This window comes from Rufibacter sp. XAAS-G3-1 (assembly GCF_013623775.1).
GTDB lineage: Bacteria > Bacteroidota > Bacteroidia > Cytophagales > Hymenobacteraceae > Nibribacter.
Genome location: NZ_JABFAM010000010.1, coordinates 198,417 through 213,457 on the forward strand (window position 1 = coordinate 198,417; position 15,041 = coordinate 213,457).

Below are 15,041 nucleotides of genomic sequence, written 5' to 3' on the forward strand. Positions count from 1 at the left end.
CCCACATAAACTCCATTTCAACTAAATTATTAACATAATCCAATTTTCAAACAATCTGCTTTTAATAAAAATGCATGTCTGAAACCTCTATAAATTAATCTCGTTTTATAGACCAGCATTTATTTGGAGATCAAAACAACTACAAGACTATGAAAATGTACCATAACTTAAAAAGACATACGCTGGTAATGGCGGCTTCCTGCACTCTGGGATTTGCGCAATTTTCCTGCAGCAGCACAAGCACTACTACTGCATCTACCGGAGCTTCCTCTGTTGATACTTCCAGTTCCTATACTTCCACCGGAGCTTCCTCAACCAACACTTCCGGTTCAACTGCGGTTAACAGCTCTTATGGGCAAACCAACCAAAGCGCAGGCATGACGAGCTCCAATGCAAGCATCTCAAGCGCAAACGCGGGTATGTCCAGTTCAGATACCAGCAGGTTGGATGGAAGTAAAATCGCCTCTTACACGGCTACTGACATCAGAAAAGCCTACGAAGATTTTGTGGCCCACGTGGAAACCCACAAAGCTGGCTTTAGCAACAATGACTGGGATACCGTGGAGAAATACTGGAGCCAGTTAGATGACCGTAAAAACGCCATCCAAGACCAGTTGAGCGACAAAGACAAATGGGAAATAGCGAAAGCGAAAACCAAATACGTGGCCATGAAAAACGCCAACAAAGCGGGCAACACTGCCAGCAAAGTGGGTTCTGACTTGAAAGAAGTAGGCAAAGACGTTTCTAACAGCAAAGCGGGCGAGGCTACCAAAGAGGTGGGGAAAGATGTAGCCTCGGGCGCTAAAAAAGCCGGAAAAGCAGTAAGTAAAACCGCTAAGAAAGCCGCCAAAAAAGTAGAGAAAGCGGTGGAAGACGAGGAATAATTTGGCTTCTACCATATAAAGTGAAGCAAAAAAGCCTCTCCGTTTGGAGAGGCTTTTTTATGCCCGCTGTTTTAGCCCTGGTTTTACGAAATGAGCCTAAAAACCTGTTACCCCAACTAGTATTTACCTGCTTCCATTGGTTTTCTGGCGTGAGCGGGCGCCAGGCGTACTTTGTGAGATTTGGTATTATTCCCGCAGGTACCTGTCCAGCAACAGGAGCCGGTAAAGGTCAAACAGGCGCAGATTGGGGTTTCTGGAGGTGAGGTTCCGTTTTAGCAGCGGAAACAACCAATTGCTGTTCTCCTGGAAAAGGGTTCCCATTCGCCACTTTTTCAGTTTTCGGTAAGTCTTGAACAGCTTTGTGTCTTCTCCTACATGAAACCAATGGTGCAGCAGCACCAGGTTGTGAAGGGCTTGCTGGGTTTTGAGCAGAAACACATCTGCAGGCTCCAGTCCTACATGCCAGACCGGGTTTTCCAGGTGTAAGACAGGGAGGTTGTCTTGCTTTAAGCGCCAAGCGAACAACGTGTCTTCATGGCCGTAGCCGGTGAGTTCCTTTTGGGGGAAGTACGCCAGAAAGAGGTTTTTGGGCACCAGTAAATTACTGGAGAACACGCGCTGATACGGGGCCTTTTGCCGAACACGGGCAGAGACTTCTTCACGGGCTTTCCCGTATTTCCAGCGCAATTCCAGCCCAGCCGGAGCTTTGTCCTGGTAAGCCACGCCTCCTACGGCAACTCCGTTACCGGCTACAGAAAGGTAGCGCTTCAGGAAATCCTGATGAACGGGCAGCACATCATTGTCCAGGAAAAGCAAGGTTGGGTACTGGGCTTCCTGCGCTAACAAATACCTGATTTGGGAGCGGCCCACGTTTTGAGGCTGTTCTTGGTAAATTACCCCCGAAACGTTTGGCAGACGTCTGTTCTGGTCTCGGGTGGGCTGGTTTGAGCCGTCGTCATACACCCTAATCTCAAATGCAACGGAAAGTGCGGTGGCTTCCTGGTGCAACGCCTCCACCAACGGCAGAACGTTCTGGTTGTACACGGGAATGAGAATGGAAATCTCAGATACCATCTATAAGGTTAAACTCTTCGCGGGCGGAGTCCAGCACCCGGCCTTGATCACACTTTAAAATGCGGCGCGGGTAACGCTTTAAGATGTTGTGGTTGTGGGTAGCCATTAAGACCGCTGTTCCGCTGTTGTTGATTTCCTGGAACAAGTCCATGATGCCGGAGGTCACGTCTGGGTCCAGGTTACCGGTAGGCTCATCGGCAAACAGGATAAGCGGCTCGTTGAGCAGGGCCCGGGCAATCACCACCCGCTGCTGCTCCCCGCCGGAGAGTTGGTGTGGCATTTTATTCGCGACGGCATCAAGGCCCACGCGCATCAGCACCTCAGAAATACGGTTCTTGATGCGGGATTTTTCGTTCCAGCCGGTGGCTTTCAAGACGAATTTCAGGTTATCGGCTACGGAGCGGTCAAAGAGTAACTGGAAGTCCTGGAACACGATGCCGATCTTGCGGCGCAGAAACGGCACCTGTTTCCAGGTAAGGGAATGGATGTTAAAACCGGCAACCTGCGCCGTACCCATTTTCAGGGGCAAATCGGCGTAGAGGGTTTTGAGCAGGGAGCTTTTGCCGCTTCCGGTACGGCCCACCAGGTACACAAACTCCCCTTTCTCAATGGTACAGGTTACATCTGCCAAGATGGTGTTCACCTCCTGAAAAATTGAAACTTTGTGCAGCAAGACCACTGGGTTAGACGAGAATTCCATAGCGGGGGTAAAGGTAAAGCACTGCCAAACGGCAACTGGTAATCAAATTCCAATCGGCCAAACGGCCGAAACCAGAGCAGGCGTTTTGGGCCTACTTTTCTAAAATCAAGCTTAAATCTCCAGTTTCTGAAGCTTCCCGAACTCCAGCCCGGCAATAACGGCGGCCAGTTCCTCTTCCTTGTTTTCCAGGCCGTAACGATCCAGGTTCTTCAGAGGACGGTCGGCCCGGAAATAGGCGATCAGCACGAAATTCTCATCGCGCAGCTGAATGTAATCCGGAATCTTGGCCTTGCCTTTCACTTTGATGATGTACACTCCTATTCAATTAAGAAGTAAGAATTAGGAATTAAGAACTAGGAATCATAAACGGGCAAACCAATTCTTAATTCCTAATTGGTTTATGCGTTTGCTTTCTTGTGGTCGGCCAGGAACTTCGCCAGGCCGCTGTCGGTCAAGGGGTGGTTCAGGAGGCCGGTGATCACGTTCAGCGGGCAGGTCACCACATCGGCCCCAATCTCTGCGCATTTCACCAGGTGCATCACGTGGCGCACCGAGGCGGCCAATACCTCAGTGGGGAAACCGTAGTTCTGGTAGATGTTCACGATCTGGTCAATCAGATCCAGCCCGTCGGTGCCAATGTCATCTAAACGGCCCACAAACGGCGACACGTACGTAGCGCCGGCTTTGGCGGCCAACAAGGCCTGGCCCGCCGAGAAGATAAGCGTACAGTTGGTTTTGATGCCTTTGTCTGAGAAGTATTTAATGGCTTTTACGCCGTCTTTGGTCATGGGAACTTTCACCACAATGTTAGGGTGCAGCTGGGCCAGCTCCTCGCCTTCTTTCACCATGGTCTCAAAGTCAGTCGCAATCACCTCGGCACTGATGTCACCGTCCACAATCTCGCAGATGGCTTTGTAGTGCTTCATCACGTTGTCATAGCCCACAATGCCTTCTTTGGCCATGAGCGAGGGGTTGGTGGTTACGCCGTCTAACACGCCTAAATCGTATGCTTCCTGTATTTCGGCTAGATTGGCGGTATCAATGAAAAATTTCATAGTTGAATCTGTTTGGAAACACAAATCTAGTTCAATCTGCTGTAAAACCGAACCACCCTTGGAAGTATTTTACCGGCAAACCTGATTCAAGAACCCGCTCATGCGGGGACTGGAAAAATGCTGTACCTCAAAGTGATTCAATTGTTTAGGGAAGGATTTAGAGAAGGAAGCACATTCTAGTTAACGTGTTTAACTGCTATTTTACCAAAACAAACTTAAAAGAAGGGTTAGTCCTGGCTGCGCTCCAGTTCAATAAAGAAGGAGGTTCCCTCGTTTTCCTGGCTTTCCATCCAGATTTTTCCGTGGTGTAAATCTACAATCTGCTTCACAATAAAGAGCCCCAGACCCGTGGTAGATTCTCCTTCGGTACCCTGCCTGTTCGCATTCGTGAACTTATCAAAAACGGTGGCCTTCAATTTCTCCGGTATCCCTATGCCGTTATCCTTCACGTGCAGCAGGGCTTTGTTGCCTTGCTCTGTCAAGGAAATGGTCACTTTACCCCCAGGTTTGGTGAATTTGACCGCGTTGGAAAGCAGGTTTTCTAAAACCCTGGAAAATTTCTCAGGGTTGATGTGGGCGTAGACTGGCAAGCCAGGGTGAACGGAATCTACTTCTACGCCTTTCTTTTTGGCCTCTACCCCCAAAGCCGCCAACTCGGTCTGGAGAAAAGTATTCAGTTCTGTTTTTTCAAACCGAACATTAGGGTTCATGTCTCCAATAAACAGCAAGTCTTTGATAATGGCGAAAGCTTTTTTGCAGGTTTCAGAGATTAAGCCAATAAACGTGAGGTTCTCTTTCTTCTCCTCCACTACCAACTCCTGAGATTTCTCCAGGTTTTCCTTCAGGTAATCTGTTAACAGGCTTATGTTGTTGATGGGGTTTTTCAGGTCATGGGCCACCATGTGCAGAATGGTTTCCTGGGCTTCGTACAGTTTTTGAAGATTCTGCTCCAACACTTTCCGCTCTTTGATATTCTCTACAATGGTATAGCCCAAGGTGGCGCCATTATCCCTGAATATCATGGAAGTAACCTGCACCCAGAGACCTGTACCGTCTTTTTTGATAAGGCAGGTCTCAATCTGGAAAGAAGGGATTTTCTTTGTCCAGAGACTGTCCTGCATATCAAGCCAATGGTGGACAAAATCTGGATGGGCAAAGTCAATCACCTTAGAGCCCACTAGTTCCTCTTCTGAGTAGCCCAGTATGTTTATCAAGGACTCATTCACCTGAATGATCCTGAGGTCTGGCGCAATGATTTTGTTGCCTAGTTTAGACTGACTGAAGATGGTCTCAAAGCGCGATTGGCTTTCCTGGTACCTATCTTCAATGGCAACTTGTTCTTTCAGCTTGAAAAGGGCTTCGGCCATATCAGACCGTAATTGTCTATTCTCTAAGCGCAGAACCCGGTTTTCATTCTCTAACTGATGTAGTTTGTCATTAGAGCTTTCCTCACGTTCGTTCTGGGTTGACATAGGGCTGTTATAAGGTAATGCTATGGAAGAAAAGGTAGTTTCCTTTAGTATGAAGTATGATAAGCGTAGCTCTTAGATGGCAAACGTACGTCCCTTACCAAAAGCCTTGGGGTATCTGCCAGTTCTGTAGGCTACAAAGGTACTCCAATTTACTAAGGGTTGCGTTTTCAGAGGTGAATACGTCTTTTGTACTAAATTGATGCCTTTGCCTCCTTACAATGTCAACTATGTGCCGCGAATGAGATAAATCTGGCTACACCTACTAGCGAACTAGACAGCAGTTCCATTTATTTTCAGGTTTGCTGGAAATAAATGGACTTGAGCGTAGCAACCACAAAGAAACAGTGGGACAGGTTCAGTTTAAGGCCAATTTCCAAATAGTAGCCTTAAAACAGGAATTAAGTTCAGAAGGAGAAAATAGCCGGAAGAGAATCCGTTGGGGTATGGGCAAAAAAAAGCGGCAAACCGAGTATCGCGCCGCTCAACCACTTACCCTTGCTCCCTTCCGGGCCTGGGGGAGTTCAGCAGGAGCTGGCCGTACCGATTTGCCGTTGCAAAGATAGGAAGACTTTCCTTCAGCGCAAGCGGTTTTAGGCTTAATTTTCTGAAAACAGGCTAAAATCTGCTTTGGGTCAGCGTTAAAACGATGAAGCGGCTGATCTCTACGTCTTTAGATGACTCTGCCTCCCTTGACAATAGGAAAGGAAAAGGCGTGGCTATTTTCTTCTAGTGACGTTCATGAAGCTGATGCTCAGGTTTCGGCTGGAACCGCTGGTGCGCAGAACATTTCCCTCGCGGTTAGGGAATGAGTACTCGGGCACGAAATATTCCAAAGAAAGCTTCAGGTTGGCAATAGAACCGCTGACCGCATCGGTGGCTTTGTCATACTGCAAGGTAACCGTGCCGCCTAACACCCGGCTGCAACCCGGCGACTGCGCGGCAGAACCATCGGCGAAGCTTTGTCCGTCTTCCACGCACACCAGGCTGGCGTCTTTGGCCGAGAAGGTGGCGGGCAACTGACCCACGGTTCTGTCTTTGAAAGTGAATGACACCCACGGGCGGTTTACCTGGCTGGAGGTCTCCCTAAAGAAAAGCAGCACCTGGTTGTTTCCTTCCACAAAGTAGGCCTCCACCTTGTTCTGCGATTCTACTTTATAGGTTTTGCCATTCAGCGTAGCAAAGGCATCGGCATAAGAGTTCTGGAAGGACGGATCAACCTTGATGCTGTCCACCAAAGAGAATTGGGTTTCCAACGGCCCGGCGGGCATCAACGGCTCCTCCTCTTGGTCTGTGTGACACGAAACCAGGGCCAGGCAAAGGGCCAGGCACCCTAAAAGAGATTTGAGTTTATGGGGGAGTAAAGGAGAGTTCATAGTGTCTGCTTGGGGGTAGTCTGATCTGATATATTTCTCTTTGCTAATATCTTGCCACAATTTAAACCCACTACAATTTAGCATGGAATAGGCAACTTAAACCATACATTTTGTCCTGCTACTTAGTACCTAACGCTCCGCCATCCTGCTGGTGGTTCCCAGCGAGCCTGGAGACTCGCTTCCTCCCCAGGCACGAGACTGAAGTCTCGTGCCTGTTGGTTCTAAACCTGTGAGGTCTTGCAGACCTCACAGGTTTTCGCGTTTTGGGCCTGTTTTCCGCAAAACAGCCCCAAAACGCATCAGCGGGGCTCCCTCTCCATTGTAGTGAGGCTTTCTCCTGCGTAATATTAAGTAGCTGGTTTCATCTGAAAAGAGCAAATGGGCTTAAAAGCCGTTTTTGCCTTAAACTGGCAAAATAACCGCTGAAACGGCAAAGAGACATTCCCTCTATCTGGACAGCATTTTGGGGTTTTACCCCTACCTTGCCCCTTCCGGCGCGAACTCTTTATTTTTAACTTTCAACTTTTAACTGCGGCGTGTACCTTTGCACATGCCAGAAAAAATTCTCATCCTCGATTTCGGGTCTCAGTACACGCAACTGATTGCCCGCCGCGTTCGCGAGCTTAACGTTTACTGTGAAATTCACCCGTTCAATAAAATCCCGGAAATCACCCCAGATCTGAAGGGCGTGATTCTATCCGGCAGCCCGTCCTCGGTGCGGGAGGAAAACTATCCTAACCCAGACATCACGCCTTTTTTGGGGCAATTGCCGGTATTGGGCGTGTGCTACGGCGCGCAGTTGATGGCGCAGGAAAACGGCGGGGAGGTCATTGCGTCTACTATTAGAGAATACGGCCGCGCCAAGCTGAACCACGTGGACCAGCACAACCGTCTGTTCAAGGAAATCACCATTGACTCCCAGGTGTGGATGAGCCACGGCGACACCATCAAACAAGTACCCGAGCACTTTGAGATCATCGCCAGCACAGATTCTGTGGAGGTGGCGGCGTACAAAATAAAAGGCCAGGAAACCTACGGCATCCAGTTTCACCCAGAGGTAACCCATTCCACCGAGGGCAAACGTCTGCTCCGCAACTTTGTGGTGCACATCAGCGGCTGCTCACAGGACTGGACCCCAGATATCTTCATTGAAAGCACCGTGGCTGAACTGCGCTCGCAGATTGGCACCGACAAAGTAATCTTGGGCCTTTCCGGCGGCGTGGATTCTTCAGTGGCAGCCATGCTCATCCACCAGGCCATCGGCAAGAACCTGTACTGCATTTTCGTGGACAACGGTTTGCTGCGCAAGAATGAGTTCGAGGACGTGCTCCACTCCTACAAAGACATGGGCCTCAACGTGAAAGGCGTAGACGCGAAAGAGCAGTTCTACTCCGCGTTGGCGGGCTTAACCGACCCCGAGGCGAAGCGCAAAGCTATTGGCCGGGTGTTTATTGAAGTGTTTGACCAGGAATCGCACCAGGTGGAAGACGCCAAGTGGCTGGGCCAGGGCACCATTTACCCAGACGTGATTGAGTCAGTCTCGGTAAAAGGCCCATCGGCTACTATCAAATCGCACCACAACGTGGGCGGTCTACCTGATTTCATGAAACTGAAAGTAGTGGAACCGCTCAAGACCTTGTTTAAAGACGAAGTTCGGTTGGTAGGTAAAACCCTCGGCATTGCCGATACTATCATCGGGCGTCACCCCTTCCCGGGCCCGGGCTTAGCCATCCGCATTCTGGGCGACATCACCCCCGAGAAAGTAGCCATTCTGCAGGAAGTAGACCATATTTTCATCTCGTCCCTGAAACGTACCGGTCTATATGATCAGGTGTGGCAGGCAGGCGCTATGTTGCTGCCTATCCAGAGCGTGGGCGTGATGGGCGATGAACGTACCTATGAACGCGTGGTGGCCTTGCGCGCCGTGACCAGCGTAGACGGCATGACCGCCGACTGGTGCCATTTGCCGTATGAGTTCCTGGCCGATGTGTCCAATGAAATCATTAACAAGGTTAGAGGCGTAAACCGCGTTGTCTATGATATCAGCTCTAAGCCACCCGCTACCATTGAGTGGGAATAGGTTTTAGAACCAGTTTTCTGAAAAAGATGAAAAAACAGATAGTACTTGCCGTAGCGGGGATTGCGCTGAGTTGGAACGTGCAGGCCCAAACCAATGCTGACTTAAACACCAAGCTGCAAAATGGCCGCTTGTTGCTAGACCAGCAGAAGTATGCCCTGGCCATGGCCGAATTGCAGCCCATTTCCAGCACGGCCACCGGTAAAAATTACGCGCCAGATGCGGCTTACCTGTACAGCGTAGCGGCTGCACGGCAGAAGAAGTGGGCCGAGGCCGATAAAATGCTCACCCAACTCACCACGGAGCATACCAATTGGGGCGGCTTAGCCGATGCCCAATACCTGCACGGGCAAGTACTGTTTGAAAAGAAAGAATACCTGCGGGCCTTGAAAGCGCTGGCTTCGGTGGAGGATAAATCCATGGATGACGAGGTAGCGGCCATGAAGCGGCATTACATGATGCTGCTCACCGATAAAGCCACCTTCCAGTACCTCATGCGCCAGTTTCCGGAAGACGCCACCCTGGCCCGGGCCTACGCCGACAAACTGGTGAGTGGCTGGTTTACCGCCGCAGACCGGACGCAGTTGGAAACGCTGGTGCGCCAGTTCAATCTTGACCGCAGCTATCTCCAGCGTTCTGAGAACATCAGGAAAGCGGCGTACAACGTGGCGGTGCTGCTGCCTTTTAACGTTTCTGACCAAAGCATTAAGGTAGACAAGAAGAACCTGTACATCACAGACTTCTACGCCGGAATCCTCTCGGCCCGTGACTCTTTGCAGAAGCGGGGCGTGCAGGTAAACGTGTTTCCGTATGACACCAGCAATGACACGGCCCAGGTGCGGCAGGTGATGCAACTACCCGAAATGGGTACCATGGATTTAGTTGTGGGGCCTATCTTTAAAGGCAACAGCGCCTTCGCGGCTAAGATAGCCCAACAACGGAACCTCAACATGGTAAACCCCTTCTCAGACGATGCCGACATAGCCAAAGGCAACCCGTTCCTGTACCTAATGGAAACGTCCTTGGCTACCCAAGGCCAACAGGCCGCCGCCTACGCCTACCAGACCTTCCCGAAGAAAACGGCGGTTCTGGTGTATGACAGCGAGAAAAACGACACCACGTTTGCCGGGAACTTCAGACGCACCTATACGGCTCTGGGAGGAAAAATCGTCAGTGCCCATAAAATCAACGCCAAGACCAGCGGGAACGTGGGGAGTGTTTTAGGCTCAGTGAACCTGAAAGACCTGGGCGTGCTGGTGGTGCAATCTTCGGCGGCCAACGTGGCGTCTAGCACCGTGAGTTTTCTGGAACAGAAAGCTTCCAAAGTACCTGTTTTAGTACCGCAAGCCTGGCTAGAGAACCCCCAGCTTGGTTTTTCTCAGCTAGATTTCCTAGAGATGTATTTCATGGCTCCTAAGTTTATTGACCCAGAGAACCCAAGTGTGCAGCGTTTCAAACGCGCCTACACCAGCCGCTACAACCTGCCTCCCTCCGCCTTCACGTACACCGGCTTTGAGTTGTTGAACTACTACGGTCGCCAGTTGCAGGAGAAAGGTTTTTCAGCCCCTCCAAAATTAGGCGAAGTGCAGCCCGGCGTTTTCTACCAAGGCATAGGCTACGAGTCCTCCACCGGAAAACAAGCCCAGGACAACCAGTACCTTCCCATCGTGAAACTGGAAAACGGACGCTTACTGGTGGTTAACCCGGTGCTTTAATTTTATTGAGAGAATGAATGATGGAGAGAATGAGAGAATAGTTGATTCTCATTTTTTCTATCACTTATTCTCTCCATCATTCATTCCCTCAAACTCTCAATAAAAAACATGTCACTTACCCATACAACCAGCCAAGAGCTTTTCCAACGTGCCCAGCAGTCCATTCCGGGCGGGGTAAATTCACCGGTGCGGGCGTTCAGGGCCGTGGGCGGTCAGCCGCTGTTCCTGAAATCTGCCAAAGGTGCTTACCTCTATGACGAGGACGGAAACCAGTACCTGGATTTAATTAACTCCTGGGGCCCGATGATCTTGGGCCACGCCCACGAAGCCGTAGAAAAAGCCGTGCGCGATGCGCTGCCGGGTTCCCTGTCCTTTGGTGCCCCTACTCGCCGCGAAGTAGAAATGGCCGAACTCATCATCAGCATGGTGCCCAGCGTGGAGAAAGTGCGCATGGTGAATTCGGGAACCGAGGCGACCATGAGTGCCATACGGGTGGCGCGGGGTTTTACCGGAAGAGACAAGATTATCAAATTTGAAGGCTGCTATCATGGCCACGGCGACTCGTTCCTGATTGCGGCCGGTAGCGGAGCCATCACCCTAGGCGTGCCTGACAGCCCGGGGGTGACCAAAGGTGTAGCGAATGATACGCTTACGGCGCCTTACAATGATTTGGCCGCCGTTCAGACGCTACTAGACGCGAACCCAGCCCAGATTGCGGCCATTATCCTGGAGCCGGTAGTAGGCAACATGGGCCTCGTGCCTCCGGCCGAAGGCTTCTTACAAGGCCTGCGGGACCTTTGCACTAAGGAAGGCATCGTGCTTATTTTTGACGAAGTAATGACCGGCTTCCGCTTAGCCAAAGGCGGCGCTCAGGAGCTTTATGGTGTCACCCCAGACATGACCACGCTGGGCAAAATTATTGGCGGCGGCATGCCCGTAGGCGCTTACGGCGGAAAAAAAGAAATCATGAACGCCGTGGCTCCCGCCGGGCCGGTGTACCAAGCCGGAACCCTGTCAGGGAACCCGATTGCCATGTCCGCGGGAATGGCGGCCTTGTCTTACCTGAACGAGCACCCCGAAGTGTACCCTCAATTGCAGCACATCACTGATAAACTGGTGAATGGCACCAAGCAGAACATGCAACAACTGGAACTAGACTACACCATCAACCAGGTGGGTTCCATGTTCAGTCTGTTCTTTACGGAGCAGCCGGTGACAGACTTTGCCTCCGCCAAGACCTCAGACTTGCAGGTATTTGGCAAGTACTTCCATGAGATGCTACAGCGCGGTATCTACCTCGCTCCTTCTCAGTTTGAAACCCTGTTTGTTTCTTCCGCCATCACCCATGAACTAGCCGATGCCTATTTAGCGGCGAATCTGGAAGCGCTCCAAGCAGTAAGAGCTTAAGGAACACTGTATTTCTTATTAATGAGCGGCACCTGAAAGAACTCAGGGGCCGCTCATGCTTTAAGGCAGTCTATTTCGCGCAAGTACCTGCTACCTTGCCGCTTGGCGGTGGTGATATTCAAATTTCCATTGTCCACTGAAAATAAGGACAAATGAAAATAGCACTCGCTCGCCTCTGGCGAGTGTGGGTTACCCGCGGCCTCTGGCCGTGTTTTTAAGATAGCCCTATTCAGGTACGTTTGAGAAAACAGGCCCGAGTCAGGAATTGAAAATCTTTGCCATTATAAAGGAAAGTCAGCCGTAATGCTATCCTAGCAGCCAGGGGCCGTGGGTAACCCATACTCGCCAGAGGCGAGCGAGTGAAATCTTTGCTTTTAGGGCTATCTGAAACTCCTCTGAAAAGCATCTAAAGTTTCAGGGCTAATTCCTGAAAAGAACCTGTAAAAAACAGGAGGGCTCCATATTTTAGTATAGAACCTGTTTAGAGGTTTTCATTCACCGGTATTTAAAGCAATTCTTCTGGGGCAGGTGCCCGCTTTTACCCTTGTTTTTAGGCTATTTTTATGAAAACAGGCCAAAAACGAGAGGGTTGTCTGTACCCTGCCGCAAGCGTCCGCTGACACCCCGTTTTCAGGCTACTTTTATGAAAACAGGCGCAAAACCCTAAACAGCTCCATAATGAAACCCTTTCCTTGATGAAGGCCAGATAGAACAATCCTTCGCTTCTTGGAGAAACATTTCATATTCTCGTATATTAAATGCTTTCTCACCATGCCCCTTACTTATGACTTCCTTTTTTGAGCTGAAGAAAAACGGAACCACTGTCCAAACCGAAATCATTGCGGGTATCTCTTCCTTTCTGGCTACCTCCTACATAATTGTGGTGAACCCCAGCATTCTGAGTCAGGCAGGCATGCCATTCCCAGCGGTGCTGACGGCTACGGTGCTGGTGTGCTTCTTCAGCAGTTTTTTAATGGGCGTGTATGCCAAGAACCCTATTCTGGTGGCTCCGGGCATGGGTTTGAATGCTTTTTTCACGTTTACCGCCGTGCTGGGCATGAAAGTACCGTGGCCGGTGGCGTTGGGGGCGGTTTTCTGGTCGGGCATTGTGTTCCTGCTGCTCTCGGCGTTCAATATCCGGACGTACATCATCCAGGCCATTCCGCGCCCGCTGCGGTACGCCATTGCGGCGGGTATCGGGTTGTTCATCTCGCTCATCGGGTTTTCCAGCGCCAGGTTCATCGTGTCCAACCCAGCCACCATTATTGGGATGGGGGACTTGACTCCGCCGGTGCTCACCTTTCTGGCGGGCTTACTGGTGACGGCGGCACTGGTGACCCGGGGAGTAAAAGGCGGTATTCTGATAGGCATTCTTTTTACTACGCTGGCGGCCTACCCCATTGGCCGATGGTGGGGGATGGAAACCGGCGCGGCGGGCGCATTGATCAACTGGAACGGGATTTTTGCCGCGCCTGATTTCAGCCTGCTTTTTCAATTAGACCTCGTAAACTCGCTGCAATGGGCGGTGGTGCCGGTGATTTTCGCGTTTGTCTTCACCGATATGTTTGATAGTCTCTCCACGCTGGTAGGTCTGGCCGAGGCCGCCAATCTGTTGGATGAACGCGGTGAGCCCCGAAACGTGAAACGTTCCTTAATGGTAGATGCCATTGCCACCACCATGGCGGGTTTGGTTGGTTCCAGCCCCGGTACGGCCTACATTGAATCGGCGGTGGGTATAGAAGCCGGTGGCCGAACGGGGCTCACGGCGGTGGTGGGCGCACTCCTGTTTCTTCCGTTCCTGTTCCTGGCTCCGCTGTTGTCCGTGATTCCGGCCATCGCCACAGCCCCGGCGGTAGTGCTGGTGGGCGTGTTCATGGTGCGGCCGGTGACTAAGATCAACTGGCAGCAACTGGACGAGGCGATTCCGGCGTTTCTGGCCATGGTGCTCATCCCTTTCTCCCACTCCATTACCCAAGGCATTATCTGGGGCTTTCTCTCCTGGACGGCCCTAAAACTGATCTCGGGCAAAAAACAGGATGTCACCTGGCCGCTCCTCATTATAGACATTTTCTGCATTGTGGCCTTGGTACTGGAATAAGCGCTTCGTTTCAAGGCTCTTTTCCCAAAATCTGCCCTTAAACGGAATCTTCTTTTATCTTTGGGTGTCTCCATCACGCTTTTTCCCACTGTCATGACGCAAGCCCATTTAAGCAAATTCAATATTGACATAAAGGTGGCTCAGGACGACATTGATGCGCTGGGCCATGTGAACAACGTAGTGTATTTGCGCTGGGTGCAAGACGTATCTGCCGCGCATTGGGCTCACGTGGCTCCTGCCTATATGCAGGAAAAGTACCTGTGGGTGGTGCTTCGGCATGAGATTGATTTTCACAAACCCGCCTTTCTGGAAGACACCGTTACCGGCTACACGTGGGTAGGCGAACACCAGGGCGCCAAGTTTGAGCGCTTCGTGAGTCTCTACCGGGCCGGAACCCAGGAACTGTTGGCGGCCGCCAAAACCACCTGGTGTTTACTTGATGCCCAAACCATGCGCCCTAAACGCATTGAACAGGAAATGCTGGATCTGTTGTAAAGGGAATTGAGCGGAATGATATAGGGCAGATAAGCGTAGTGATACGTATATTTAGTAGTTAGGGGTAAGTAATAATATTAATAAAATGGAAAAGAAGTTATATGCATTTGTAGTTTGTTGTTTTCTGTGTTTTAACGCCTTTAGTCAAAGAACAGAAAAAGACGCTTTTGTTACCCCTGACAAAAAGAACATTGGATATGACATCTTTTCTTTCACAGATTTCTCAATCCATACCTTCATAATCATCATTCCTTCTGACCAAACGGAAAGGAACTATCTTATAGATTTACTTAAGCGACAGAAGGGTTTGGAAAAATACAGGGTTCAATTCTACATCCCTGATGCTTCGATAGGTGCTGAAAGTTCTGAGAAACAAAAACAGGAATTTGTTGGACTGGTTGATTACATAACTGGAAGAAAAAAGCTGATTGACTCTAATTTCTTTATCGTTGCGCCCATAAATAAAAGCTTTCTTTCAGAGCATTATCTTTCACTCACTGATTCAGGTAAATACGAAAACAACAAACTTCACAGACCTAAAGGCACAGTTACACTTGAAAAAAACATTAAGATTACTGACAAGTATTTGCTTGAGCTTCTTGAAAAAGATAGAAATACCTACCCCTAACATTGGTAGCTGTTGCACAACTCCTAACTAATGGAGAGCTAGAATACTTGCTTCTGTTCCTTT

13 protein-coding genes and 1 other RNA gene are annotated in these 15,041 nt (G+C 50.2%); 7 read left to right on the top strand and 7 right to left on the bottom strand.

All coding sequences use genetic code 11. The features are described from left to right. Window positions 1-419 precede the first annotated feature (419 nt). Window positions 420-884, top strand: a complete 465-nt coding sequence (locus HHO50_RS13595; RefSeq protein ID WP_181306599.1) for a DUF6565 domain-containing protein — start codon at window positions 420-422, stop codon at window positions 882-884. Between the two features lie 186 nt (window positions 885-1,070). Here HHO50_RS13595 and HHO50_RS13600 read toward each other — a convergent pair whose 3' ends face one another. From HHO50_RS13600 to HHO50_RS13630, 7 genes are all read right to left on the bottom strand, one after another. Continuing rightward, complete coding sequence (locus HHO50_RS13600; RefSeq protein WP_181306600.1) at window positions 1,071-1,958, bottom strand: glycosyltransferase family 2 protein; 888 nt, start codon at window positions 1,956-1,958, stop codon at window positions 1,071-1,073. Beyond that, a complete protein-coding gene (locus HHO50_RS13605; RefSeq protein WP_181306601.1) occupies window positions 1,948-2,658 on the bottom strand; it encodes a cell division ATP-binding protein FtsE in 711 nt (236 codons plus the stop codon). The genes HHO50_RS13600 and HHO50_RS13605 overlap by 11 nt, the downstream gene beginning before the upstream one ends. 111 nt (window positions 2,659-2,769) lie before the next feature. Continuing rightward, window positions 2,770-2,973 carry a fructose-6-phosphate aldolase gene (locus tag HHO50_RS13610; RefSeq protein ID WP_181306602.1) on the bottom strand — a complete coding sequence of 68 codons (204 nt, stop codon included), beginning with the start codon at window positions 2,971-2,973 and terminating at the stop codon, window positions 2,770-2,772. An 83-nt stretch (window positions 2,974-3,056) separates the two neighbouring features. Beyond that, the gene (fsa, locus tag HHO50_RS13615; protein WP_181306603.1) at window positions 3,057-3,713 is read right to left on the bottom strand and encodes a fructose-6-phosphate aldolase; all 657 of its coding nucleotides are present in this window, start codon (window positions 3,711-3,713) and stop codon (window positions 3,057-3,059) included. Between the two features lie 227 nt (window positions 3,714-3,940). Beyond that, entirely contained in the window at window positions 3,941-5,185 is a 1,245-nt protein-coding gene (locus HHO50_RS13620) for a HAMP domain-containing sensor histidine kinase (RefSeq protein ID WP_181306604.1), read from the bottom strand. Window positions 5,186-5,639: 454 nt separating this feature from the next. Further along, window positions 5,640-5,737: signal recognition particle sRNA small type (ffs, locus tag HHO50_RS13625), an RNA gene on the bottom strand. 164 nt (window positions 5,738-5,901) lie between these two features. Beyond that, on the bottom strand, window positions 5,902-6,558 hold the full coding sequence (locus HHO50_RS13630) for a hypothetical protein (protein ID WP_181306605.1): 657 nt from the start codon (window positions 6,556-6,558) through the stop codon (window positions 5,902-5,904). Between the two features lie 550 nt (window positions 6,559-7,108). Here HHO50_RS13630 and guaA point away from each other — a divergent pair. The 6 genes from guaA (at window position 7,109) to HHO50_RS13660 (ending at window position 14,978) form a co-directional block, all read left to right on the top strand. After that, complete coding sequence (gene guaA / locus HHO50_RS13635) at window positions 7,109-8,638, top strand: glutamine-hydrolyzing GMP synthase (RefSeq protein ID WP_181306606.1); 1,530 nt, start codon at window positions 7,109-7,111, stop codon at window positions 8,636-8,638. 26 nt (window positions 8,639-8,664) lie between these two features. After that, window positions 8,665-10,350 (top strand): ABC transporter substrate-binding protein, encoded by a 1,686-nt coding sequence (locus tag HHO50_RS13640; RefSeq protein ID WP_181306607.1) that lies wholly within the window; start codon window positions 8,665-8,667, stop codon window positions 10,348-10,350. A gap of 108 nt (window positions 10,351-10,458) precedes the next feature. Then, window positions 10,459-11,757, top strand: coding sequence for a glutamate-1-semialdehyde 2,1-aminomutase (gene hemL, locus HHO50_RS13645; protein ID WP_181306608.1), 1,299 nt, complete (start codon window positions 10,459-10,461; stop codon window positions 11,755-11,757). A 784-nt stretch (window positions 11,758-12,541) separates the two neighbouring features. Continuing rightward, a complete protein-coding gene (locus HHO50_RS13650; RefSeq protein WP_181306609.1) occupies window positions 12,542-13,855 on the top strand; it encodes an NCS2 family permease in 1,314 nt (437 codons plus the stop codon). A 93-nt stretch (window positions 13,856-13,948) separates the two neighbouring features. Continuing rightward, window positions 13,949-14,350, top strand: a complete 402-nt coding sequence (locus HHO50_RS13655; protein WP_181306610.1) for a thioesterase family protein — start codon at window positions 13,949-13,951, stop codon at window positions 14,348-14,350. A gap of 85 nt (window positions 14,351-14,435) precedes the next feature. Beyond that, the gene (locus HHO50_RS13660; protein ID WP_181306611.1) at window positions 14,436-14,978 is read left to right on the top strand and encodes a hypothetical protein; all 543 of its coding nucleotides are present in this window, start codon (window positions 14,436-14,438) and stop codon (window positions 14,976-14,978) included. The last annotated feature ends 63 nt before the right edge of the window (window positions 14,979-15,041 follow it).

Coding starts and splice junctions, on each gene's coding strand:
- HHO50_RS13595 (WP_181306599.1), top strand. CDS start 420: ATGTCCAGTTCAGATACCAGCAGGTTGGATGGAAGTAAAATCGCCTCT.
- HHO50_RS13600 (WP_181306600.1), bottom strand. CDS start 1,958: ATGGTATCTGAGATTTCCATTCTCATTCCCGTGTACAACCAGAACGTT.
- HHO50_RS13605 (WP_181306601.1), bottom strand. CDS start 2,658: ATGGAATTCTCGTCTAACCCAGTGGTCTTGCTGCACAAAGTTTCAATT.
- fsa (WP_181306603.1), bottom strand. CDS start 3,713: ATGAAATTTTTCATTGATACCGCCAATCTAGCCGAAATACAGGAAGCA.
- HHO50_RS13620 (WP_181306604.1), bottom strand. CDS start 5,185: ATGTCAACCCAGAACGAACGTGAGGAAAGCTCTAATGACAAACTACAT.
- HHO50_RS13630 (WP_181306605.1), bottom strand. CDS start 6,558: ATGAACTCTCCTTTACTCCCCCATAAACTCAAATCTCTTTTAGGGTGC.
- guaA (WP_181306606.1), top strand. CDS start 7,109: ATGCCAGAAAAAATTCTCATCCTCGATTTCGGGTCTCAGTACACGCAA.
- HHO50_RS13640 (WP_181306607.1), top strand. CDS start 8,665: ATGAAAAAACAGATAGTACTTGCCGTAGCGGGGATTGCGCTGAGTTGG.
- hemL (WP_181306608.1), top strand. CDS start 10,459: ATGTCACTTACCCATACAACCAGCCAAGAGCTTTTCCAACGTGCCCAG.
- HHO50_RS13650 (WP_181306609.1), top strand. CDS start 12,542: ATGACTTCCTTTTTTGAGCTGAAGAAAAACGGAACCACTGTCCAAACC.
- HHO50_RS13655 (WP_181306610.1), top strand. CDS start 13,949: ATGACGCAAGCCCATTTAAGCAAATTCAATATTGACATAAAGGTGGCT.
- HHO50_RS13660 (WP_181306611.1), top strand. CDS start 14,436: ATGGAAAAGAAGTTATATGCATTTGTAGTTTGTTGTTTTCTGTGTTTT.